The following is a 22,672-nucleotide window of genomic DNA, read 5'->3' on the forward strand; positions in this document are numbered from 1 at the left end:
CGCTCTTTCGAAGGGGAAGGAGGGGTCCCAATGCAGATCATCCAGAACCGCCGCTCTTTCTTGACCAGCGCAGCGGCAGCTGGCGTCTTTGGCTTTCTCGGCACCACGGAACAGGCCTTGGCCGAGCCGGGGCCGGAGACAACTTCTGTTCGCTTGCCGCGGTGGATCGGTGGCGCCTACTGCTGGGCGGGCTTGTACCTCGCAGGAGAGCTGCTGCGCGCCGAGGGCTTCACCGATGTGCGATACGTGCAAGGCGACCCCAAGGTCGATCAGTCGGTGTGGATTGCCCACGGCGAAACGGATTTCAGTGTGAACTACGCGCCTGTTCATGTCTCGTCGATCGAGGCCGGCATACCGATCAAGGTGCTTGGCGGTCTGCATTCCGGATGCCTCGAACTGATCGCCAACGACAGCGTCGACAGCATCAAGGATCTGCGAGGCAAACGGGTGGGCGTGTTTGACCTCGACTCGGCGGGGTATGTGTTCGTCGCTCTGATGGCCGGCTATGTCGGACTCGATCCGGTCAACGATATCGATTGGATCATCGTGCCGAACGATGAGACGATGGCGAACAGCTTCGTCGAAGGAAAATTCGACGCATTCCTCGGCCAGCCACCCGTTGTGCAAGTGCTGCGCCCCAAGAAAATCGGCCATACGATCCTCAACTCGACCATTGACCCACCGTGGTCGCAGCATTTCTGCTGCATGATTTCCGTCACCGAGGATTATGTGAACAGATACCCGGTAGCGACCAAGCGTGTCCTACGGGCAATCTTCAAATCAGCCGACCTTTGTGCTTCGGATCCTGCATTGGTTGCACGGCAGTTGGTCGACCGAGGTTTCGTCCCCAGCTACGAAATCGCGCTGCAGACTCTGAACGACATCCGCTACGATAGATGGCACGACTATGACGCTGAAGCCTCTCTGCGCTTCTACGCGCTGCGCATGCAGGAGACGGGGATGATCAGGTCGAGTCCCAAAGAAATCATCGCCAACGGTACGGATTGGCGCTTCGTCAACGAACTAAGGCGTGAGTTAAAGACATGAGGAGGTGGCCGGCACTGGTTTTGCTGTTGGTGCTGCTAGCTGGGCCCGCGCAGGCGCATGATGCATCGCAAGACCAGCGCTTGCCGACTATTGGAGCGGCGCCAGACTTTACCCTGACGTCGCAGGACGGTGTACCTGTGTCACTTCGCGATCTTCGCGGCAAAGTAGTCGCCGTAGCGTTCATTTTTGCATCCTGTACCGACATCTGCCCGATGCTGACCGACAACATGGCGCGTGTGAAGGACGCGCTGGGCCCTGTGTTCGGGCCGCAGATCAGCTTCGTTTCGATCACCGTCGATCCGGAGCGAGATACGCCCGACGTGCTGAAGCAATACGCGCGGAATTTCGCCGCCGATGTCAAGGGGTGGTTGTTTCTTACCGGCGATCCGGCAGTCGTCCACGAGGTCGGACGGAGGTACGGCGTCATCTCGAAGAAGACAGCGAAAGGCGACGTCGACCACATTCTGCTGACGTCGCTCGTGGACCGCAATGGCAGCCTGCGCGTGCAGTATGTCGGCGCTGGCTTCGATCTGGAGGAGTTCCGGAGTGATCTTCTCAGACTCGTGGATGAACCCCGGTAATGTTGCGACCCGGCTGATTGGTTGGGTTGCGCGTCTGCCGGTGCGCGTTCAGACCAAGCTGTTGATCGCGTTCCTGTCGATTGTCGCAATGCTGATCGTGCTTGGGGCGGTCGGGTTGCAGGTGTTGAGCGGGATCAACGATCAGACAACCGAACTGATCAAGCTGCAGCGCAGGATCGCAGCCTATCGCCAGGTCCAGCACGACACGACCAACCAGCTCTACGGCATCTCGACGGCACTTTTGCTGCAGGATGAGAGGATGCTGGATGCGGCGCTACGCCAACTCAACCAGTTCGGTTACGATCTCGACCGCATGGAGTTCGTCGCCATAAGCGAGGTGGAAGTGCTCGGTCAGGTGCGGCTCGAGTATGATCGGTTTGCGGCCGGCGTGACGCGCGTCGCGGAATTCATCCGCGCCGGTCAGACAGAGGAAGCACGCAACGTTCAACTCAATGAGATCATGCCGTCGGCCGACCGGCTCGAACGGCTGACAAATCAGCTGGTCAACATGGCAGAAGCCGACATGGTGACGGCAATCGAGGTGACGGAGGGAGCCTACGATACCTCGCGACTGGTCGTAGTGTCCTTTGCTGTGGGTAGCATTCTGCTAGCACTGGGTCTCGGCTACGGCATCTCCTGGTCGCTGGTCGACCCCGTCAAGAAGATCGAGTTGCGTCTGCGTCAGATAGCTGCCGGCGACTTTGCCCAACAGGTTGCGGTTGGCAACCGGGACGAGCTTGGAGCGCTTGCCGACAATGTCAACCAGACCTCAGCGCAACTCGGACGGCTGTATCGGGAAATCGAGACCCGCAACCGGGAGCTGACCGAAACACTTGAGCAGCAGATGGCGACGAGCGCGATCCTGCGCACGATCGCCGCTTCCCCCACCGACATTCGACCCGTCCTGAATGCCGTTGCCGAGAGCGCGGCAAAGCTCTGCGACGCTTACGACGCGGCCATACTCCTGCAAGACGGTGAGTCGCTGACAATCAGAGCGCATCACGGCCCGATCCCGATTGATTTCGTGAAATGGCCGATCAGCCGTGACTGGGTTGCCGGTCGCGCCTTTGTAGACCGGAAGTCCGTGCATGTAAGCGATCTCAGCGCCGCAGGCGACGATTTCCCCGCGGGCCGGCAAATGGCCATGCGGCTTGGCCATCGGACGACCCTTGCTGCCCCGCTCCTGCGGGAAGACGAAGCCATCGGAAGTCTGATAATCCGGCGAGTCGAGATTCGGCCATTCGACCGCAAGCAAATTGAACTGCTCACCACCTTCGCTGACCAGGCGGTGATCGCGATCGAGAATGTGCGTCTGTTCCAAGAGGTCCAGGCCCGGACCGCCGAACTCGCGCGCTCCGTTGCCGAATTGGAGGCACTCGGGGAGGTGAGTAAGGCGGTCAATTCGACGCTTGATCTCGACACCGTGCTGCAGACGATCGTGGCAAAGGCCGTGCAACTGTCGGACACGGATGCGGGTACCATCTATGTGTTCAGCAGCACGACGCAGCAATTCCGCCCGCGTGCAACCTGTGGGATGAGCGACGAGCTCGTTGCCGCCATTTTTGGGCAGCGCATCGGCCTGAATGATCCAGGCATCGGTGACGCCGCACGGCGGCGCGCACCTGTGCAGGTGCCCGAACTCGGTGAAGGAACGCCGACTCCCGTTCAAAGAATTATCCGCGACGCGGGATATCGCGGCGTGTTGATTGTTCCATTGCTCAGGCCGAACAAAATTGTCGGCGCACTCGTCGTCAGGAGCCGCAATCCCGGCGAATTCGACGAGCGGGTCGTCCACCTTATGGAAACCTTTGCCGCACAGTCGGTGCTGGCCATTCAAAACGCCAAGCTGTTCCGCGAAATAGAGGAAAAAGGCCGGGAGCTGGAGGCCGCTAGCCGCCACAAGTCTCAGTTCCTCGCGAATATGAGCCACGAGCTGAGGACTCCGCTTAATTCGGTTCTGGGCTTCGCCGAACTGCTGGTCGACGGCATTTACGGTGAGCTTCCGGACAGGGCAAAAGCGACGGTGGCGCGGGTGCAGGCCAACGGTCGTCACCTCCTGGGGCTCATCAACGACGTGCTCGATCTTTCAAAGATCGAAGCCGGCCAGCTCACACTGACGTTTGACGATTATTCCCTTGGGCAGATTGTTCGAACTACCGCCGCCGCGGTCGAGCCGCTGGCGCGGGAAAAGGGCCTGGCGTTCACTACGACAGTTGCCAACGACCTTCCGACCGGCCGCGGCGACGAGCGCCGCCTGACCCAGGTCCTGCTCAATATTGCCGGTAACGCTGTCAAGTTCACCGAGGCGGGTTCCGTCGACATTCTGGCCAGCGCAGACGATGGCCACTTCGAGATCGCCGTGCGGGACACCGGTCCGGGCATCGCGCCTAAAGACCAGGGGCTCATCTTCGAGGAATTCCAGCAGGTCGACAACAGCAGCACCAAGCAGAAAGGGGGCACGGGTCTCGGTCTGGCAATCTCGAGACGCTTTGTCGAAATGCACGGCGGAACGATAACCGTGGAGTCGGTGCCCGGTTCCGGGGCGACGTTCCGCGTGACGATACCAATCAATGCAGAGGAGAACTTTGAAGCGCCATGAGCAAAAGAATCCTGTTGGTGGAAGACACTGAAGACAACCGCCAGATCGTACGCGACCTCATCGCTACCACCGAATACGAGCTGATAGAGGCTGCGGATGGGGCCGCCGGCGTGACCGCTGCGGCGGCGCAGAAGCCGGACTTGATTCTAATGGACATCCAGCTGCCCGTGATGGACGGGTATGAAGCGACGCGTCAGATCAAGTCCGACGCGGCGCTCCGGCACATTCCGATCATCGCCGTCACCTCCTATGCGTTGTCGGGGGACGAGGCGAAGGCCCTTGCTGCAGGATGCGACGGCTATGTCGCCAAGCCGTTCAGTCCGCGCCAACTGCTGGCGAAAATCCAGGAATTTCTGTCTTGAGGGAGGCCGCACCATGCATGATCCGGCCCGCATTCTCGCCGTCGATGACACGCCGGAAAATCTCGAAATCCTGCGGATGCGACTCGAGGCGAATGGCTACGAAGTGGTGACCGCCGCGGACGGCGAAGAGGGTCTTGCAAAAGCACGCGACCTCAAGCCTGATCTCATCCTTCTCGACATCATGATGCCGAAGTTGGACGGCATCAGCGCCGTGCGCCTGCTCAAGCAGGACATTTCGCTACGATCGATCCCGGTCATTCTCGTGACTGCGAAAGCCGACACGCGAGATGTCGTCGAGGGGTTGGACGCTGGCGGCGACGACTATCTGACCAAGCCGTTCGAGCATAAGGCGCTGCTGGCGCGTGTCCGGTCGATGCTGCGGCAGAAGGCGCTCCACGATATGGTTGAAGCCCAGGCCCGGCGCCTTCAGGAACAGGCCGATCAATTGGCGGCATGGAACCAATCCCTCGAACAGAAAGTGGCGGAGCAGGTCACGGAGATCGAGCGATGGGCTCGGCTCCGACGGTTTCTGCCCGCTCAGGTTGTCGATCTCATTGTTGCGGCCGGCAATGGCGACGCGCTTCTCCAAAGCCATCGCCGCGAGGTGACGGTCGTTTTCTGCGATCTGCGCGGCTTCACAGCATTTGCCGAGACTGCCGAGCCTGAAGAGGTGATGACAGTTCTTGGGGAGTACCATTCCTGTCTCGGTGAACAAATCACTCGCCACGGAGGGACGTTGGAACGGTTCGTGGGCGACGGCATTCTTGTGGTTTTCAACGACCCACTGCCCTGCGCCGACCACACCGAGAGCGCTGTTTCAATGGCCGTGGCGATGCGTGACGCAATCGACGAGCATTCAGAGCGATGGCGCAAGCGGGGCTATTTGCTCGGTTTCGGAATCGGCATCGCCCGGGGCCACGCAACCATCGGACAGATTGGCTTCAACCAGCGCTCGGATTATGCGGTCATCGGTACGGTCCCGAACCATGCGGCCCGATTGTGCGAGGAGGCCAAATCTCGTCAGATTCTCGTCAGCCAACGGGTCTTCGGCGCCGTCGAGCCATTAGTCGAATCCATTCCTGTTGGCGAATTGACTCTGAAAGGTTTCCACCGCCCGATGCCGGCCTACGAAATTGTTCGGTGGCTTGACTGACAAAGTTAGCAGCCGATCGTATCCAGACGACTTACAACGCGCGCAATCCACCCACCCGCCAGAACTGGACACTTCTAAATGACCGCAGCGGGTGGGGAACGGTCGTCCCGCCGACAACAAGCAAATGGCAACAATTGGCGCACAGGCGCCCTTCGGAGCGTGGGCGTCAACCTGTTCAAACCACGCGTCGTTGTTGCCGCCAGCTCAGAATTTCACAGATGGCCAAAGCAACGCCTTTTCCACGGCCGCAACCGCATGCAGCTTGGTAGTATCGAAGATCGGTACTGGGCTGTCATCCGAAGCAACAAGCAGCAGATTTCCGTGCAGCCCAGCACCACCAGCGGTGAGTTTCGCCGTGTTCCACCGGCAATTGCTCCGGCCCGCGACAAAGCCGCTCCGGTACCCGCACGAACGGCGGCATGCCGACCTTCAGCGTCACATCTTTCAAACAGCATTGCTAACGCAAGGGGTCGAGAAGTGCCTTGGCCTCGACAAGATCGCCAGTATCGAAGCCCTCGGTGAACCAGTCGTAAATTGGGACAAGCAGGATTCGTGCCGCATCGTCGCGCCCCTCGTCGATGTAGAGCCGGGCAAGGCTCTCTGCAGCTCTTAGCTCGGACGATTTTGTACCTTCGATATGGGCCATCGCCAGTGCCTTTCTAAACCACCTCTCGGCAATCTCATCGTGCGGATTGAGACGCCACAGGAGTTCACCTTTGGTGCGCAGCAGTTCGGGCAGCTGGTATTTCGAGCGGGTTCTGGCGGTGATCTCGAAGGCCTTTTGCAGCAAAGCCAACCCCTGGTTACCCGCGCCGAACTCCCCGTAGGCTTGCGCCAGGACACAAAGACAGAAGCTCATGCCCATGTCCGCACCGGTGGCCTCGAAGCCTTCGAGCGCCTTTCGCATTTCCCGGATCCCATCCTCCAGTTTCCCTTGCTGGGAGAGCGCCCAGCCGATGTTGAACAGGGCCGCGGCCGCCATGAGCCTCAGGTCGAATTTCGTAGCCACCTCGAGCTGCTCTTGCGCTGTCTCGCGGGCTGCCGCGGGCTCGCGGCGCATGAGCTGGATATTGGCCATGTTGTTCAGGGCGGTGGCCATGGTGACGGAATGGCCAACCCGCCTTGCCAGAGCCACCGCCTCCCGTATGCGCGCAAGAGCCTGGTCTGGATAGCCGCGAATCCAAAGCATCTGGGCCGAGAAATTCCTGCAACAGACGCCGGGGTCGTGGCCAGTGAAGATGTAGGTCAGGGGATGATCCCGATCGGGATCGTAGGTTGCCATTCCCCAGTCCGCATGCTTCTCGGCGGCCCGATAGTCCCCAAGGAAGAACCTCGTCGCCCACAGCTGATGATGCGCTTCGAGGAGGAGGCTTCTGTCATTGGCGGAGCGAGCGATCCTCAGGCATTGGCAACCGAGGTCGTTCGCCTCGCGCAGGTGGCCCGATATCAACTGGTATGAGGCTTCGCCCCGAACCGCCACGAACAGTTCGTTGCTATCGCCCAGCTCCTCGCAAAGCATCCGGGCCGACGAGAAGGCGCGCAGGACCTCCGGAGCCCCCCAGCCTCTCACCGCCATTGAGGCCACCCCCATGGCGTTCTGAAGATGAATCTCGCGCCTCAATCGGTCCTCGTTGCTGGGCAGCGATGCTACCACCTGCAAGCCCTTGCGGAGGTGCGCCACGGCTTCGACATTCGCAGACCGCTTCAGCGCAAGCTGACCTGCCTTCAGCCAGTACTCTGCGGCCTGGTCGGGGAGCTGGGCGGATGTGTAGTGACGCGCGAGTGTCTCGGGTTCGGCCTCGGCGACTTCCGGGAACTCCGACTCAAGCGTCGAGGCGATGATCGCGTGGATATGATGCCGCCGGCTCTTGAGCAGGCTCTCATAGGCAGCGTCCTGCACCAGCGCGTGCTTGAAGGCGTAGGTCGCCTCCGGCGGGATGCCGTTGCGCAAGACAAGCCCCGATCGCTCGAGTTTCAGAAGATCGGCTGTCAGCCTCGCGTCCCCACATCCGGCGACCGCCGCCAGCAGCCGGTGATGGAAGACGCGGCCGATGCATGCGCCGGTTTGGGCAACGCTCTTGGCCGACGAAAGCCTGTCGAGGCGCGCCATCAGCGAATCCTGAAGGGTCGACGGGATCGCAAGCGACGTCGTCGGACCCTTGGATCGGTCGCGGTCGCCGACGGGCGTCACCCAATTGGTTTCGAGGACGGCCTTGGTAAACTCCTCGACGAACAGAGGCACGCCCTCCGTTCTGGCCAGGATTTCGCTCCTGATTTCCGAGGGCAGCGTCCTGCCTGCGGCCACCCCGTCGGCGACGGCGGCTCCCTCGTCGGGGGCGAGCGGGTCGAGCGTTATCACCGTCACGTTCGACGCCACCCACGCGGGGCGGAACTCCGGGCGGAAGGTGACGACCAGAAGCACGGGCAGGTCGTGCAGGCGCTCGATTATCATGTCGAGCCAATCGCGCGTCGTGGGGTCGATCCAATGCGCATCCTCGACGACGAGGACTGTCGGCTGGCTTGCCGCCATCCCTTCGATCTGCTGCCTGAGTATGCCAAGGGTGCGGGCTTTCTGCGCCTGCGGCGTCAGCTGCGTCGGCGGGTATCGGCCAGTGGAGTCGATCGGCAGCAAAGCCGCCAATAGCGGGACCGCCTCGGTCGTGTCGGAAGCCCACTGCAGCGTCAGCGCCTCGAGCTTGTCGAGCTTCGCGCTGTCGCTGTCGCCCCGCGTCAGTCCGGCGGCGCGTTCAAGCTGCCTGATTACGGGATAGAGTGCGCTGTTCACGTGGTAAGCCGAACAGAAATAGCGCAACCGTGGGTGCGGCTCCTTGTCCAGGCTCTCTTCGAGCGCGGCGATCAGCCGGGACTTGCCGATCCCCGCTTCGCCCGAGAGCATAACCGCCTGGCCTTTTCCCGCCCGAGCCTGGTGCCAGCACCGGACCAGAAGCTCGAGTTCCTCGGACCGCCCCACCAGCGGTGTCGCGATCCCATGCAGCGCATCGAAACGGCCCTCGGCATCCGCCTCGCCAACGACACGCCAGGCGGTGACCGGAGCTGCGAAGCCCCGCAGCTGTTGCAAGCCGAGATCGATCGTCTCGAACAAGCCGGCAACCAGCCGATGCGTGCCGTCGGAGATCACGACGGTGTTTGGTTCTGCCAGGGCCTGCAGGCGTGCCGCGAGGTTCGGCGTTTCCCCGACGACTGCCGCTTCCTGGGCCGATCCTTCGCCGATCAGGTCGCCCACCACGACTACCCCGGTAGCAATTCCGACACGGCCTGCAAGGGCGTCTCCGGCGGGTATCGCAAGCCTTGCGGTCGCGGTCGCGGCGGCCAGACCCGCGCGCACCGCCCGTTCGGCGTCGTCCTCGTGCGCCATCGGCCAGCCGAAATAGGCGAGCACGCCATCGCCCATGAGCTTGGCGACGCGGCCCTCGTACCGTCCGATTTCGGCCGAGACCGCGCTTTGATAGGCCCGGATGACGTCGCGCATCTCCTCCGGATCGAGCCGCTGCGACAGCTGAGTAGAACCGACGAGGTCGACGAACATGATGGTCAGCTGCCGCCGCTCGGGTTCGCGTGGCGCAGGAGCCGACATTGTGCCAGCCGCTAGCGCGGCGATTGCCGCCAGAACCTTCCGACGAGGGCCGACGGGTAAGCCCAGTTCTTTCAGGTCGTCGTCGCTGAGGTGACGAAGCGCATCCAAGTCGATCTCGTTGGCGGTAAACGCCGCTGTGTACTTGGCTAGTCCGAGGCGGTCCAGCCAAGAGGCAATGTCCGACATAACTGCTTCCTCGCCGTCGACGAATATAGCACCGTCAGCCGAGGGCAGTAACGTTGATCGGTTCCAGTCAGGTGGCGGAGTTTAACAGAACCCTCCAGCTACCGGATTTCCCGTGCCGGCTCAGAGTGGGGTTCAAAGCGGGCCAATGCTCCACGGACCCACCTCGTTCTCCACCCAGACGGCTGCTTTTGGATACTGAGCGTTGGCACGCTGAGTCCGGTCCAGAGGTGCTGCGGGACTTTGGCTACGACTTGAACCTGCTCTTTCACCAGCTGGTTGGCCTTGACCACATAGAGGCAACCGGAGTTCGGCGCCAACCTTGAGAGTGCGGCGCTGGAGAACGCATGAAAGACGATTGATCGGGGCGGATGCGTGGGCAGGTCGGGTTACCCGCTTGCAGCCACAGCGAACTTCATCTGTTGATCGGCGGCTGCATGTCCTGTGCTATATTGCGATTAAGGAGGGTCGCTGACGAGGGCGTCTTGAGAACGCGAGTCGGCTCACTTCGGTTCAAGAATATTTCCGCCGTCCCCTTAAAGCTGAAAGGACCGGGCAGGTGGACGTTGTCAGCTGGTTGCGCTCACTAGAGCTCGAGCAATACATCGGGTCGTTTCAGGAAAACGCCATTGACGGTGAAGTCCTGCGGGGCCTGACTGATCAGGATTTGCGCGACTTGGGTGTTTCTGCGCTAGGGCACCGCAAGAAGCTGCTCGACGCGATCGGGAAACTAGCCGCATCCCACGACGAGAGATGGTCGGGCGCATCAACGCACCGGCTGGATAGCGAGCGCCGTCAGGTCACCATCCTCTTTGCAGATATGGTTGGCTTTACCGCCCTTAGCCGGGAGCTGGATGCCGAGGAACTGCATAATCTCGTGGACGGTTTCTTCGAGCGTGTGGACCCGGTCGTTGTGAACCACGGAGGATACCTCAACAAGCACATCGGTGACTGCGTAATGGGCGTTTTCGGTGCACCCATAGCTTATGGCAATGACGCCGTCCGCGCGATTTATGCAGCCTTGGAAATTCGCGACGCTGTCTCAGAACTCGCAGAAATGCACGGCCGCAGGCTCCAGGTCCATGTAGGGGTCGCTGGAGGCCAAGTGCTCGCAAGCACGACTGGCAGCGTTAGCCACCACGAATACACTGTAACGGGCGAGTCCGTGAACCTCGCCTCGCGACTTGCGGCTGCGGCGCTACCGGGAGACATTCTCATTTCCGACACCGTCATGAGGATGACGCGCGGAAAGATTGATTGTGTTGACGCAGGTTTGCTGACCGTAAAGGGCTTTGCAGAACCTGTACGGGCGTGGCAAGTACTCCGCCGCAGGACAGAGGTTTCTTCGGAAGAAGGTCCTCTCGTTGGTCGCCGGGTCGAGATTCAGATGTTCCAGGCTGCAGCGGCGGCATGCCGAGCGTTTGGCCGAGGTCAGACATTCTACGTGCGCGGCGAAGCCGGAGTTGGAAAGACCCGCTTGGTCGAGGAACTTCAACACGTCGCCCGCGACGCCGGCTTTGATTGCCACGCCACTCTTGTTCTCGACTTTGGAGGCGGGACTGGACGGGACGCAATCGGCGCTTTGGTGCGAAGTCTCCTGAACATCAGCTTAAACGATGAAGATTCGGCCAGATACTCCGCCGTTGACTTGGCGCAGGCCAATGGGCTCGTGGGCCAGACCGAGGTCATTTTCCTGAACGATCTCCTAGACCTACCGCAGCCTCCCGATCTTCGACCTCTCGCCGAGGCGATGGACAACGACACCCGACATGCCGGCAGGATTACTGCGGCCGCCAGCCTGGTAAAGCGGGCAAGCCGCGACCATCCTATCCTCCTTGTCGTCGAGGACCTCCACTGGGCTGATGAGATGACATTGGCCCAACTTGCGGAAATCGCCATTGCGACCGCCCGGTGCATGACCATTGTTGCTATGACGTCGCGTATAGAGGGCGATCCTCTTGCATCCGCGTGGCGTGAGCAACTCTCTGGAGCCCCGCTCATCACTGTCGATCTCGGACCATTGCAGCCGGACGAAGCTCGTTCACTCGCCAGTGGACTGCTTGCGGCGAGCACGAGTTTCGTAGAGCGCTGCATTGAGCGTGCTGCAGGCAATCCCCTGTTCCTTGAGCAGCTCCTGACGGAGACGCAGCTTGGAACGCCTGAAGTTCCTGGTTCCGTGCAGAGCCTGATGCAGGCCCGACTTGACCGGCTCGACCCCGCCGACAAGACGGCTCTCCAGGCGGCTTCCGTCATGGGACAGAGGCTTGACCTAGGGGCTTTGCGGCACGTTATCGGAAACCCGCATTACATACCGGATCGGTTGTTCGAACATCGCCTTCTCAGGCTTTATGGCCATGCGATTATGTTCAGCCACTCGCTCATTCGGGATGCGGTGTATGAAACTTTGCTCCGAAATCGGCGCCGCGATTTCCATCTAGCGGCTGCCGAATGGTTTACAGCGAATGGCGACCTAGTTTTACGGGCGGAGCATCTCGATCGCGCCGAAGACACGAGGGCAGCCGCTGCATACCTGGCTGCAGTGCAGATGCAGCTCGGAGGCTATTGGTACGAGAGCGCGCTTCGACTTGCAGAGCGAGGCCTTGAGATTGCCGTTGCCGCTGACGAGGGTTACGAATTGGCCCAATCCAGGGCCGAAATTCTGGAGCAATTGGGCCGGATTCGGGAAGCGGTGGCGGCCTATGACGTCGCTTTGGCGACAGCGATTGACGATCGGGGCCGTTGTCACGCCCTGATTGGCCTCGCAGGAGCGAAACGGACCATTGACGACATTGATGGAGCCTTTTCTGACCTGGAGCAGGCCGAAAACACCGCTTCGCAGCTTGGCCTCACGGCGGAGCTGGCTCGCATTCACTTTCTACGCGGCAATCTTTACTTCCCGAGCGGTAACGCCGAAGGCTGCAGCCGCGAGCACGAGCAGGCCCTTGAGTTGGCGAAGCAGGCTGGCTCGGTCGAGCTTGAAGCCATGGCGCTCGGCGGTTTGGCCGACGCGCAATTCATACGCGTCAGAATGCTGTCTGCTTACGAGCTCTTTGACCGCTGTGTGACGTTGGCCCAGGAATGCGGGTTCGGCAGGATTGCTGCGGCGAACCGCCCCATGGCGGCCCTTGCTCAATACTATTCAGGAAGCACGGCGGCGGCTCTGGACATTGCCCTGCTCGCTATATCGGACACGGCAAAGATAGGCCACAAGCGGGCGGAAATCCTTGCTCAATACGCCGCTGCCCTCTGTTATCGCGAGTTGGGCGAATATGGCAAAGCGTTCAGTTACACCCGGGCAGCCTTTGACCTGGCGAGAACTCTCGGTGCAAGGCGCTTCGAAGCCATGGGTTTATATATACGCGCCAGCCTCTTGCGGCTCTCGGGTGATCTGAATGAGGCGCTTCATCATGTGAACCAAGCCCTCGCAATCGCACGTGAGACAGGGATAGGCTTCGCAGGGCCACGAATCTTGGGCGAACTGGCGCTGATCACCGACGATCCGGAGGTCCGGGCATCGTCGCTCGCCGAGGCAGAGGGACTGCTTGCGAAAGGAGCGGCTGTGCTCAACCAGCTGGAGTTTAGGAAGTCTGCCATCGAGGCTTGCCTCAAGGGGGGCGATTGCGACGAGGCAGAGCGCCATGCCGCGGTGCTTGAGGACTATACCCGTGCAGAACCCCTTGCCTGGGCAGAGAAGGTGATCGCACGAGCGCGGGCGCGGGTGGCGGAAGGTCGACTCGGAGCCACCTGCACCGCTGCCAGCCGGGAGTGAACCGTGCGCACAACTGGAAATGGCCAGGGCTGAAATCTTTGGAGGGTTCAGTTGCCGTGTTCCCGTGGACATATTATGCGCTCTCCTGAGCACAGAACTCGAACATCCCCGACACGCTGACGATGCTCGTAAAGCTACGACTGCTCTCGGTCGCGAACGTGCAATCGGAGAGCTGAGGCCGAAAGTCCCTTTCCCAACCCAATTGAGAAGTTCAGCGCGGTCGCGCGAGGCGTTTTCCAGCCGCGCCGGCACAGGCCGGCAAACGGCCGCAGCGAACCTCAGGTGAGCGGAGCAGCCGGAGGCAACCCGCGCCCGCCAGGTAGCGCCGTAGGGTTTGCCGAAGGCTCGTGGGATCCGGCCGGCACCAGAGGTGGAAGACCAAAATGAACCGCTTGCCGGGTGCAGTCGGTCCCGGTTTCCGCCCTTCGGGCGGCGCTAATGCTAAACCTCCTACGGCTGCCCTTTTAACCGGTCAAGCGGTGCGCGAACTGGCTTCGGCAGTGCCTGCGCCTGGTATGCTCATTTGTTTGTTTTTGAGGGGGAAAGAGGGCTCTGCCCGCCTCTCCCCCAACAAGGGGAAAATCGGTCTCCCCGTCCTTCCTCCCCTCGCCTGTCGCTCGCTTCGTGCAGGATCGACGCGGATCCGCATGAGCGGATCATGCGTCGCCCCTTCGGCATAGCCTCGGGCGGGTGATCCCCCTCCGAGTTGTCACCTTGCCCCCTCTCCCCCGCTGCTCCGCGCGAGCTCGGGAAGCAGGAGCGGGGCTCCTGCCCCTTCGGGCATGAGACCGCTTCGCGGGAATAGGGAAAAGGGAACCATCATGACTGACATCATTACCGTTGCATTGAGCAAGCTGGACGCCGACCCGAGGAACGTCCGCAGACCTACAGCGCCGACAGCACGCGTTTGTCCCCTTCTTGATGCCGTCGCTTCGAGAACCAGCATAGTCATATTCCGCGACGGCTCGGAGGGCCGTTCCACACCATCAAACTCCCCTTCCCGCTCGGGTGTTCGTGCGTTTCAGGAACCGTTTTGCATCAAAATGCTTCATCCTTGGGGCTCAAAGGTGGCGTTTCAAGATCAACAAAAATGCGGCAACACATTAAGAAATAAGAGAATCTTTCGCCTAACGCGCGCCTCTACAGGCTTTGCGTGTAGCACGTTGTTGCACCGTTTTGCTTTATGAGGTTATTTTTCAATGGCGGAATCAGTCGTGATTCCGGCGCCCACACATTCTGATCAAATTTCACGGAGATGACAGGCCCGACCAGAAAAGAAAAACCGCTCCCGAACAAGTCCGGAAGCGGGGTCTATGAGTCAATAAATAAGCCGAATCCTTTCTCGCAGACCCTCCCTTCCCTGTCAATTGCAAAAGCACCTTTTCGGTGAACGGCGAAGCTTTGCCTGGTCCCTAAGTGGAGACGAGGAATGGGGAATACCCAAAGTCATCAGCGGCCAATCGGCCGCAGGATAACGCCGCAGCGTGCGCAATTCCGGCGTCTGGCAGAGTCGGCGGAAATCGGAACGGTGACGCGTGCTCAATTGGCCGTGCTTGCGCAAAGCCTGACATGCACAGGGCTAATCAACGGGACCGAAAGCCACCTGTTGGTGGCGCTGATCAACACGACGCCCGCCGAATCGTTCGACAAGTCCGGCAGGCCGATCGTTTTCAAGTCCAACCAGCAACTGGCCTTTGAGATCGGCCGGTCGATCGGTCGCGTCAGCCGGATGCTGTCGCGCCTGTTCGACGCTGGTCTGATCACGATGCAGGACAGCGGCAACTATAAGCGCTATCCGATCCGCAACGGCGACGGCGAGATCACGGACGGTTGCGGGATCGACCTTCGCATTCTGATCGTCCGCTATGCCGAACTCGACGAGCTCGTGAGACGGGTTCGGGCTCAGAAGAAAGCCGCCGACGCTGCGCTGCGGCGCTATCGTGGGGCGCTTCGCAATGCCCGCTATGCCCTTTCGGCAGCAGCAGAGCTTTCCGGACAGATATTGGATCGCATCCGATCCCGCATTGAGCGCGTAAGCAACTTTGTCGGAGCTGCCGGCAAGGCCTCGAGCGAGATCCTTCGTCGCGCAATCGCCATTTTGGAGTGGCTTGTGGAGCGGCTGATGCATCTCCCCCGCCGGTCTGCAGAGGGGTCGGAAACCAAGAATATGACATGCCCGCATGTCGAAAACGGCATGCACGTACAGATTACAACCCCTCATCCCTTTGACGATAGTAGTGAGGAACGACGTTCGGCTAACGCCGAACAACCTAATTCGCCTAAGGCTGCCTCCGCCAGCAAATCGGCTTTTGAAGAAAGCCTGAGGCGACGCCGGAGCGAAAGCAACCAGCCACGGCGCTTGCAGCAGGCAATGGTGGCATTGCAAGACGTGCTTAGGGCGGTGCCAGCGCTGAAGACCTACGGGTTTGCGCCCATCAGTTGGGCCGAACTGGCGCGGGCCGTGCCGCTGATGTGTCGCTTTGCCGGGATCTCCGAGGATGCCCGCGCCCGCGCCGTCGAGCAGATGGGTGAGCAGCAAGCCGCCGTCGCGGTCGCCGTGACACTCGAGAAATACGATCGGCAGGACGTGACTTCGCCGGGAGGCTATTTGCGGGCCATGACGGACCGCGCTAGAGCGGGCGAATTGCATCTCGCCCGCTCTGTCTTCGGGCTCGCCGCCCGAAATCCCATGGAGGTCAGACATTGAGACGTAACGCTTTGCCGGCGCTATTCGCCGCCCTGGTCATCGTTCACGGTTCGGCGGAGGCCGCCGATTATTCCGGCCGTGCCCGTGTGATCGATGGCGACACCATCAGCATCAGGAATCAGCGGATCAGGATAGCAGCCATCGATGCTTGCGAGCGCGACCAGACCGGATTGAGAGATGGGAAGGTTTGGCGCTGTGGCGTCGCAGCCCGCAGCTATCTGGGAAAGATGGTCGACGGCCAGCATGTTCGCTGCAACATCATCGATCGGGATCAGTATCACCGCCTGGTGGGCCATTGCTTCATCGGAGCGACCGATGTTGGCCTTGCGATGGTGAACGCCGGACTGGCGGAGGCGATGCTGCGGTATCTGCCGGCGACCCACTCAATCAGCGAGGTCGAGTACGGTCAGGCCGAGAACCGCGCCCGCGATAATGGCTTTGGTATGTGGTCGGCCGAGATCGAGAGCCCGCACGTCTATCGTCGTTCCAAATCTTCCGGGAACCAGTGACCCGCGAGATAGCCCATACGGAGCAGTGGCGCCGACGGTGCGCGGAGCATATTGCTTCAGTGTCGTCGTCGGAATCGCCGCAAAACCTGTTGATCAGGTCGCGTCGTTGCATCATATTGGCGCAGATTGTGCGGTTGGTACGGCGCTAGCAAACGGGGAAACGTTGCCAAAACGGTTCAAGCCATACTCCTCCAAGGCGGTTCCTTGTGACGCTCGTTCGCACGTCGACGCGGTTTACGCAAAGCGGACGCCACAAAAATTTCCCCGCCTTCGGCTCCCTCGCGAAGCAAATTTTTGCGTCCTCTCGCCTCCTCCGCTCACGCTCCGGCCTACGGTGCGCACCGCTTTCCGCCGTGCCTTTGGAACGATCATCGCAACCACCAAAGAGGAGTGAAAGACATGAACATCACCAACTACATCCAGTTCGACGGCGACAGCCTTGACACCGCAAAGGGCGCTGGCCTCATCTCGACTATCGACCGCGACATGGACATCAAGGTCGTGCCGTTCGAGTCCGATAATGAAAAGGCCCCGACGCACCGCGTCTACGCCAAGTCACCGCGCGGCCATGACATCGAGGTCGGCGGCATCTGGAAGAAAGAGAACCAGGACGGCAAGCCGTACTACACCCTCTCGATCCGCAAGCTTCGCTACAACGCCAATCTCGGCCGCTTCCCCGGCCAGGACGACGCCTCCCTGCAGGCGATCATCGAATGGGAACCCCGCGATTAATCCGCTCACAGCGCCCGGCTGGTAGCCGGGCGCTCACCTTCGAAAGGCCCGAAAGTCCCACAAATTGCTGGATTTTCAGCATTTTTCCTGCTACCGCCCATAACTGGAGATTTGCCGATGAACGTTCATTCCCGCCGTCCGGATCGTTCCCCGGAAGCTATCGAGAAGCGGCGCAATGCCGCCGAGCAGGCGCGCGCTGCCAATATCCGGCAGGGCTACGTTCACGATCCTGCCCTCGAGGAGGCGACAGCGCGGTATGTCGCCGGCGACATCACCCGCGAGGAATACCGGCAGCTCATGATCGAGCCGCCTGTCAGATAACCTCCGGATCAACCTTCAAGAGCAGAAGGCCGCCTTCTTAGAGCTGGCGGCTTTTTGTTGAGCTTCGCCATGGCTGATGAACGCCCCAAAGTTCCTACCCCTATCCCGCCACGTCGGACCATCCAGACCGGACGAACGTTCTGAAAAACAGATGGGGAATTGTCGGATGGCGGAAATTGCTGAAGGAGACGGCCCGCAAGGCAATTTCGACAAAGCGCACCTGAAGGCGATTCACGGCCACATTTTTCAGGATGTCTACGAATGGGCCGGTCATACGCGCAACGAAAGTCAGGTGGTTGAACGGCAGCGCGCGTAGAGCCGATCGGCGGCCTCTCTAAAGGCGGCACTTCCTTCCTGCCCGGCTCGCGCCTGGAAATGGGTCTGGACGAGTCCCTAAAGCCGATCCGAGATCCGCAGGCCCTCGCAATGCGACGCCTGAGGAGCTGAGCGGGCTGAAGAGTCCTCTCAGAGCTAAACTATGAGCACCCGGTCAGAGAGGGGAACGGACGTGCCCAGGAGGCGTTTATTTCCGAGCTGGGCCGCCATGACGGCCAAGAGATCGATGTTTCCGTAATCACCAGGCCGCGCATGATCGAGGCGTCGATCGAGACCACGAACGACCCGTCCAGTCCCGCAATGAAGCATGTGATAGAGAACGCGATGAACAAGGCCCGCCGGGAGGCCATTCGATCCGCATTCGAAGATTTGCGAGAGATCGGCGAAGAGCCTCTGCAACACCATGTTCGCACCGCCCGCCCGGGCGAGGAGATCACAGGAACGGTTCTCGGCCACGACGATCGCATTGCCAGCCTTGTGATCGATCAAGGGATTGTCGTCGCCGATCGCGCGGATCTGCCGGAGAGGTTGCCGGACGACGAGGAGATTACCTTCACTGCCCGATCCACTTTTCGCGAGTGAGGCGAGAGCAGCCGGCCGAGGAGGCGCAATCGCAACAGCCGGCGCCAGCGAGACAGCCACAGCAGGACCTTAACCCGGAGTTGAAGGCGATCGAGGCGCAAATGACGGCACAGCGCAGCCGTGAGCGCGATGGCGCCGATCGCGGGCGGTGACCGGCTCAGCGGCTTTTAAAGCTGCAAGAGCTATCCGTGAGCGGGAGGTGCCGATACTCTGCGCCCTCTCCTTCCGTTGGGTGATTTGACGGACAAGCTACGATAGCCCCTCCCCTACGCAACCGCTGGCGCGGTCCTCCACTTCTGTTGCGGCCCTTCGGGTGCGTGGGCTCGCTTCGGCTATCTCTGTCTTTTGCCGTCAACCAACGGAAGGAGACGGCAATGCAGAGCATCAAGGACACCTACCAGCGCATCACCGATGCCATCATCGAGCAGCTTGAAGCCGGCACAAAGCCGTGGATCCGGCCCTGGCGCGGAAACAGCCGCGGCTCCCTCGTTCCGCGCCGCGCCACCGGCGAAACCTATCGCGGGATCAACGTCCTGATGCTATGGCTCGCAAGCGAGCTCGCCGGGTACGAGGAAAACACCTGGATGACCTACCGCCAAGCTCAGGATCTCGGCGGCCAGGTCCGAAAGGGCGAGAAAGGCTCCTTCGTCGTCAAGTACGGCACCTTCACCCCCAAGGAGCGCGAAGATGACGAACGCGCAATCCCCTATCTCAAGGGCTACACGGTCTTTAATGTCGAGCAGATCGAGAATCTTCCGGATCGGTTCTATCGACCGGCCGAGGAGCTGCCGGCGACGCCAGTTCCACATCTTGAGACTGTCGAAACTTTCGTCCGCAACACCGGCGCGGCGATCACCTACGGCGGAACGACCGCGTGCTATCGTCCCGCCCCCGATGACGTCCTCATGCCCGACCGGGCACGCTTCGTCGACGAGGTTCACCTTTACTCGACCTTGCTTCACGAAATGTCGCATTGGTCAGGCGCAAAGCATCGCCTCGACCGTGACTTGAGCGGCCGATTCGGCCGTGAAAGCTACGCCATCGAGGAGCTGGTTGCCGAGCTCTCTGCTTCGTTCCTCTGCGCGGATCTCGGAGTGGCTCACGACCCTCGCGACAATACCGCAACCTACCTGGAAAGCTGGGTCAAGGTGCTGAAGAACGACAAGCGGGCGATTATCACCGCGGCCGCCAACGCCCAGGCAGCAGCCGACTATCTGCACGAACTTCAAACGACTGGCATTCCGCCAGTATGATCCGCGCAAAAGTTCCCCGCGGGGAACTGTGTCGCGAATTCCGTCGCGGCCGGCGGTTTGTTCGTCAGCGCAGACGAGCATCACTATTTGCGTGTGATGAATCTGAGGGAGGGGAGGGGGCTCGCTCCCCGGAAACGAGTTCCCCGCGGGGAACTATGGACAAGCTGCCGCTGCGCAGCCTAGGCCGCCGCATCATTAGCGCAGCCTTTTGCCGATCATGACCCATCTTCTCCGAGTCGGAACGACTGGGTTGGCGCCAGTTCGATCAATTTCATGTTCAAGTTCCCCTCGGGGAACCGGGTGGCAAACTTCGTCGTGACTGCTGCGGTTCGCCGGCACGGACGGGAATATTCAGTTTTTGCTTCAGGGTCTGGGGCGCTGGGTGCCTATTCCCTCTGGTACCGAAGTTCCTCGCGGGGAACTGTGAAAAACATAGCCATTCACATCTGATCTGAATTCACGTGCCACAATTGATGCGCCGGGCCGAATCGGAGTACCGGTTAGTTGCGGATAAAACTCGAAATTGCGGGTTTTTGAGTAGTTATGGGGTTGTTAGCAGATCGTTAACCACAACAGCGGTTAAGTGGCGACAGTGACCACCAAGGATTCTTTTGATGACGCGACACCTCAGCAGTCTTTCCTTCATGGAGAATTTCTCCAGCAAGCTCGAGCTGGCGTTGAACAATTTGAGCATGGCGCAGTTTCCGCCGGATGCGCGGCGCACTATGCGCAAGTTCACATCTACCGAAGTCGCTCAGCTTTTAGATGTCACCGAAGCCTACATCCGGCAGGTTGCCGCAAAGGAGCAGGGCCCTTCCCCCGAAATCTCCAATGGTCGCCGGCTCTATACCCTAGAGCAGGTCCTCGAACTGCGGATGGCGCTCGCCGCCAATGGCCGAAAGAAATGGATGAATCCGCGCCGTTCAGGCGACGAACAGTGCCAGATCATCGCAGTCACCAATTTCAAGGGCGGCTCCAGCAAGACGTCGACCACCATCCATCTTGGACATTACCTGGCTTTACGCGGCTACCGCGTTCTAGCCGTTGATCTTGATCCGCAGGCGTCTCTGACAGCTCTGCATGGCAATCTCCCGAACTTCGACTACAGGGGCGGGGATACCCTCTATTCGGCAATTCGTTTCGAGGATCCGGTTCCAACAAAGTCGATCGTTCACCAAACGCATATCGCGGGCTTCGACGTGATATGCGCCGGCCTCGAACTCACCGAATTTGAAACGGCTGTGGCGCTGGAGATGCGACGGGCTGGAGGGACAAGCTTTCTGCTTCGCGTTTCCCAGGCCCTCGAACAGGTTGCGGACGACTACGATTTCATTCTGATGGATTCGGCGCCATCCTTGAACTTCTTGACGCTGTCATCCCTCACCGCTGCGACAGGCGTCGTTATCCCTGTTCCGGCGCACATGCTTGACGTGGACTCGACCGCCAAATTCCTCGAGCTCGCTGCATCATACATGCAGATCCTCGATGAGGTAGGCACGTCGGCGCAATGGGACTTCGCCAAGTTCCTCATTACGAAATTTGAACCTAACGACCACCCTCAGGCCAATATGTCAGCCCTCATGCGGCAGGTGTTTGGTGAAGACCTGCTGTTGAACTCCGTCATCAAGTCAACTGCGGTCGCAGATGCGCTCACCTGGAAACAAAGTCTGTACGAGGTGCAGCGGACGCGCTTCTCCGCTCCCAAGACCTATGACCGCGCCATCGAGTCCATCAATGCGGCCAACGCCGAACTGGAAAGCCTGTTCTGGAAGGCATGGGGGAGAGAATGAGCCGCAAGGATTCGAAAGGTCTGTTTGCTAACGTCCTGGGTCAGCTCGAGAGCTCTCCCGAAAGGGGAGGTGGTCAGAGAACGACGTCCCCACATCTTCTGAAAGTGGCGGCTGGGGTTAGGCAAATCCAGGAGCGCAGCGAGTTCGCTGAGCGGCTGCTGAAGGATGGCGGTCAGATCATCGAGGTTGACCCGGACGATGTTCTGGATTCGGCGATTCCGGATCGCTTCGCGTCGGCATACGATGCGGCGAATCTCACCGAACTCATGCAGTCGATGGGAGAGCATGGGCAGAGTACACCGGGCCTTGTGCGCTCAGTGCAGGGAGCCGCCAAGCCGTTTCAGATCGTATTCGGTCGCCGTCGACTCGCAGCCGCCAAACTCTTGGGCATTAAGTTCAAGGCGATAGCACGGGATCTCAGTGATGAGGATGCGGTCGTTCTCCAGGGCGAGGAGAATAGCAATCGCAATGATCTCTCCTTCATAGAGCGTTGCCTTTTCGCGCATTCGCAAGAGGCGGCCGGTTTCGGTCGCGATGTGATCTGTAAGTCACTGAGCACTGGCAAATCGCATATTTCGGAAATGATCCGGCTCGCCAACACGTTGCCGCGAGAGATTGTGCTGGAGATTGGCCCGGCCCGAGAGATCGGCCGTCGGCGCTGGCTAGACTTGGAAGCTCGATGGGCGGCACATGCGGCGCCGCTCCAGGCGGCCCGGGAAGCGCTCAGCCGACCCGAAACTCTGAGCGGAGGAAGCGACGCCCGATTTACCGCCGTCTTTGACGTGCTCGGCACGGAGCGAGACTCCGCCTTATCGACCGCAGACGCCACGCAGCTCGTAGCCCACGGCCTTGTTTTGGGGCAGGTGAGCCACGCCAAATCCGGCTCCAAACTCGCCTTCAACAAATCCGTGCCAGCTGGGTTCGTCGACTTCGTTGCGGCGCAGATTGAGGCGCTGCACGATCAGTTCGTGCAGCGAAATAGACAGTAGTTCACAGAATTGGACTAGGAGGATAACCGCAAAAGAAAAAGGCCCCCAAACGTTGCCGTCGTGGAAGCCCTCTCTGTGTTGTAGCAAACCGAGAATCGCATTTCCCCGAATCCTAGTCAAGAGTCCATTGGCACCGTTTTTGGTGAGCGGATTTCTTTTGCCTT

General features: G+C 60.4%; 16 protein-coding genes. 15 read left to right on the plus strand and 1 reads right to left on the minus strand.

All coding sequences use genetic code 11. The features are described 5' to 3' along the window. Window positions 1–30 precede the first annotated feature (30 nt). Genes ATC00_RS13150 through ATC00_RS13170 form a run of 5 tightly spaced genes read left to right on the plus strand, consistent with a single transcriptional unit; the run spans window position 31 to window position 5,742 of the window. On the plus strand, window positions 31–1,047 hold the full coding sequence (locus tag ATC00_RS13150; protein ID WP_064253126.1) for an ABC transporter substrate-binding protein: 1,017 nt from the start codon (window positions 31–33) through the stop codon (window positions 1,045–1,047). Continuing rightward, window positions 1,044–1,628, plus strand: coding sequence for an SCO family protein (locus tag ATC00_RS31015; RefSeq protein ID WP_072642859.1), 585 nt, complete (start codon window positions 1,044–1,046; stop codon window positions 1,626–1,628). Before ATC00_RS13150 ends, ATC00_RS31015 begins: the two co-directional genes overlap by 4 nt. Then, window positions 1,558–4,227: an ATP-binding protein gene (locus ATC00_RS13160; protein ID WP_161951906.1), complete on the plus strand. Its 2,670-nt coding sequence runs from the start codon at window positions 1,558–1,560 to the stop codon at window positions 4,225–4,227. The genes ATC00_RS31015 and ATC00_RS13160 overlap by 71 nt, the downstream gene beginning before the upstream one ends. Next, window positions 4,224–4,589 carry a response regulator gene (locus ATC00_RS13165; protein WP_064253129.1) on the plus strand — a complete coding sequence of 122 codons (366 nt, stop codon included), beginning with the start codon at window positions 4,224–4,226 and terminating at the stop codon, window positions 4,587–4,589. Before ATC00_RS13160 ends, ATC00_RS13165 begins: the two co-directional genes overlap by 4 nt. A 13-nt stretch (window positions 4,590–4,602) precedes the next feature. Next, window positions 4,603–5,742 carry a response regulator gene (locus tag ATC00_RS13170; RefSeq protein ID WP_064253130.1) on the plus strand — a complete coding sequence of 380 codons (1,140 nt, stop codon included), beginning with the start codon at window positions 4,603–4,605 and terminating at the stop codon, window positions 5,740–5,742. A 457-nt stretch (window positions 5,743–6,199) separates the two neighbouring features. Here ATC00_RS13170 and ATC00_RS13175 read toward each other — a convergent pair whose 3' ends face one another. Beyond that, complete coding sequence (locus ATC00_RS13175; RefSeq protein WP_064253131.1) at window positions 6,200–9,523, minus strand: ATP-binding protein; 3,324 nt, start codon at window positions 9,521–9,523, stop codon at window positions 6,200–6,202. Window positions 9,524–10,079: 556 nt separating this feature from the next. Between ATC00_RS13175 and ATC00_RS13180 the strand changes: the two genes are divergently transcribed. The 10 genes from ATC00_RS13180 (at window position 10,080) to repB (ending at window position 22,508) form a co-directional block, all read left to right on the plus strand. Next, a complete protein-coding gene (locus ATC00_RS13180) occupies window positions 10,080–13,289 on the plus strand; it encodes an ATP-binding protein (RefSeq protein WP_064253132.1) in 3,210 nt (1,069 codons plus the stop codon). Between the two features lie 1,429 nt (window positions 13,290–14,718). Beyond that, on the plus strand, window positions 14,719–15,996 hold the full coding sequence (gene repC, locus ATC00_RS13185; RefSeq protein WP_064253133.1) for a plasmid replication protein RepC: 1,278 nt from the start codon (window positions 14,719–14,721) through the stop codon (window positions 15,994–15,996). Window positions 15,997–16,007: 11 nt separating this feature from the next. Next, window positions 16,008–16,505 (plus strand): thermonuclease family protein, encoded by a 498-nt coding sequence (locus ATC00_RS13190; RefSeq protein ID WP_064253134.1) that lies wholly within the window; start codon window positions 16,008–16,010, stop codon window positions 16,503–16,505. Window positions 16,506–16,904: 399 nt separating this feature from the next. Continuing rightward, window positions 16,905–17,237 carry a DUF736 family protein gene (locus tag ATC00_RS13195; RefSeq protein WP_064253135.1) on the plus strand — a complete coding sequence of 111 codons (333 nt, stop codon included), beginning with the start codon at window positions 16,905–16,907 and terminating at the stop codon, window positions 17,235–17,237. Window positions 17,238–17,354: 117 nt separating this feature from the next. Further along, on the plus strand, window positions 17,355–17,558 hold the full coding sequence (locus ATC00_RS13200) for an antitoxin VbhA family protein (protein WP_064253136.1): 204 nt from the start codon (window positions 17,355–17,357) through the stop codon (window positions 17,556–17,558). Between the two features lie 166 nt (window positions 17,559–17,724). Next, the gene (locus ATC00_RS33415; protein WP_234782292.1) at window positions 17,725–17,874 is read left to right on the plus strand and encodes a hypothetical protein; all 150 of its coding nucleotides are present in this window, start codon (window positions 17,725–17,727) and stop codon (window positions 17,872–17,874) included. Window positions 17,875–18,146: 272 nt separating this feature from the next. After that, window positions 18,147–18,476, plus strand: a complete 330-nt coding sequence (locus ATC00_RS33420; RefSeq protein WP_234782293.1) for a hypothetical protein — start codon at window positions 18,147–18,149, stop codon at window positions 18,474–18,476. 374 nt (window positions 18,477–18,850) lie between these two features. Continuing rightward, on the plus strand, window positions 18,851–19,729 hold the full coding sequence (locus ATC00_RS13210; protein ID WP_064253137.1) for an ArdC family protein: 879 nt from the start codon (window positions 18,851–18,853) through the stop codon (window positions 19,727–19,729). Window positions 19,730–20,343: 614 nt separating this feature from the next. Then, window positions 20,344–21,519, plus strand: coding sequence for a plasmid partitioning protein RepA (repA, locus tag ATC00_RS13215; RefSeq protein ID WP_064253138.1), 1,176 nt, complete (start codon window positions 20,344–20,346; stop codon window positions 21,517–21,519). Then, on the plus strand, window positions 21,516–22,508 hold the full coding sequence (gene repB, locus ATC00_RS13220) for a plasmid partitioning protein RepB (RefSeq protein ID WP_064253152.1): 993 nt from the start codon (window positions 21,516–21,518) through the stop codon (window positions 22,506–22,508). The genes repA and repB overlap by 4 nt, the downstream gene beginning before the upstream one ends. Window positions 22,509–22,672 lie beyond the last annotated feature (164 nt).

Origin of the sequence: Sinorhizobium americanum (genome assembly GCF_001651855.1) — a bacterium.
Classification (GTDB): Bacteria; Pseudomonadota; Alphaproteobacteria; order Rhizobiales; family Rhizobiaceae; genus Sinorhizobium; species Sinorhizobium americanum.

Coding starts and splice junctions, on each gene's coding strand:
- ATC00_RS13150 (WP_064253126.1), top strand. CDS start 31: ATGCAGATCATCCAGAACCGCCGCTCTTTCTTGACCAGCGCAGCGGCA.
- ATC00_RS31015 (WP_072642859.1), top strand. CDS start 1,044: ATGAGGAGGTGGCCGGCACTGGTTTTGCTGTTGGTGCTGCTAGCTGGG.
- ATC00_RS13160 (WP_161951906.1), top strand. CDS start 1,558: ATGTCGGCGCTGGCTTCGATCTGGAGGAGTTCCGGAGTGATCTTCTCA.
- ATC00_RS13165 (WP_064253129.1), top strand. CDS start 4,224: ATGAGCAAAAGAATCCTGTTGGTGGAAGACACTGAAGACAACCGCCAG.
- ATC00_RS13170 (WP_064253130.1), top strand. CDS start 4,603: ATGCATGATCCGGCCCGCATTCTCGCCGTCGATGACACGCCGGAAAAT.
- ATC00_RS13175 (WP_064253131.1), bottom strand. CDS start 9,523: ATGTCGGACATTGCCTCTTGGCTGGACCGCCTCGGACTAGCCAAGTAC.
- repC (WP_064253133.1), top strand. CDS start 14,719: ATGGGGAATACCCAAAGTCATCAGCGGCCAATCGGCCGCAGGATAACG.
- ATC00_RS13195 (WP_064253135.1), top strand. CDS start 16,905: ATGAACATCACCAACTACATCCAGTTCGACGGCGACAGCCTTGACACC.
- ATC00_RS13200 (WP_064253136.1), top strand. CDS start 17,355: ATGAACGTTCATTCCCGCCGTCCGGATCGTTCCCCGGAAGCTATCGAG.
- ATC00_RS33415 (WP_234782292.1), top strand. CDS start 17,725: ATGGCGGAAATTGCTGAAGGAGACGGCCCGCAAGGCAATTTCGACAAA.
- ATC00_RS33420 (WP_234782293.1), top strand. CDS start 18,147: ATGATCGAGGCGTCGATCGAGACCACGAACGACCCGTCCAGTCCCGCA.
- ATC00_RS13210 (WP_064253137.1), top strand. CDS start 18,851: ATGCAGAGCATCAAGGACACCTACCAGCGCATCACCGATGCCATCATC.
- repA (WP_064253138.1), top strand. CDS start 20,344: ATGACGCGACACCTCAGCAGTCTTTCCTTCATGGAGAATTTCTCCAGC.
- repB (WP_064253152.1), top strand. CDS start 21,516: ATGAGCCGCAAGGATTCGAAAGGTCTGTTTGCTAACGTCCTGGGTCAG.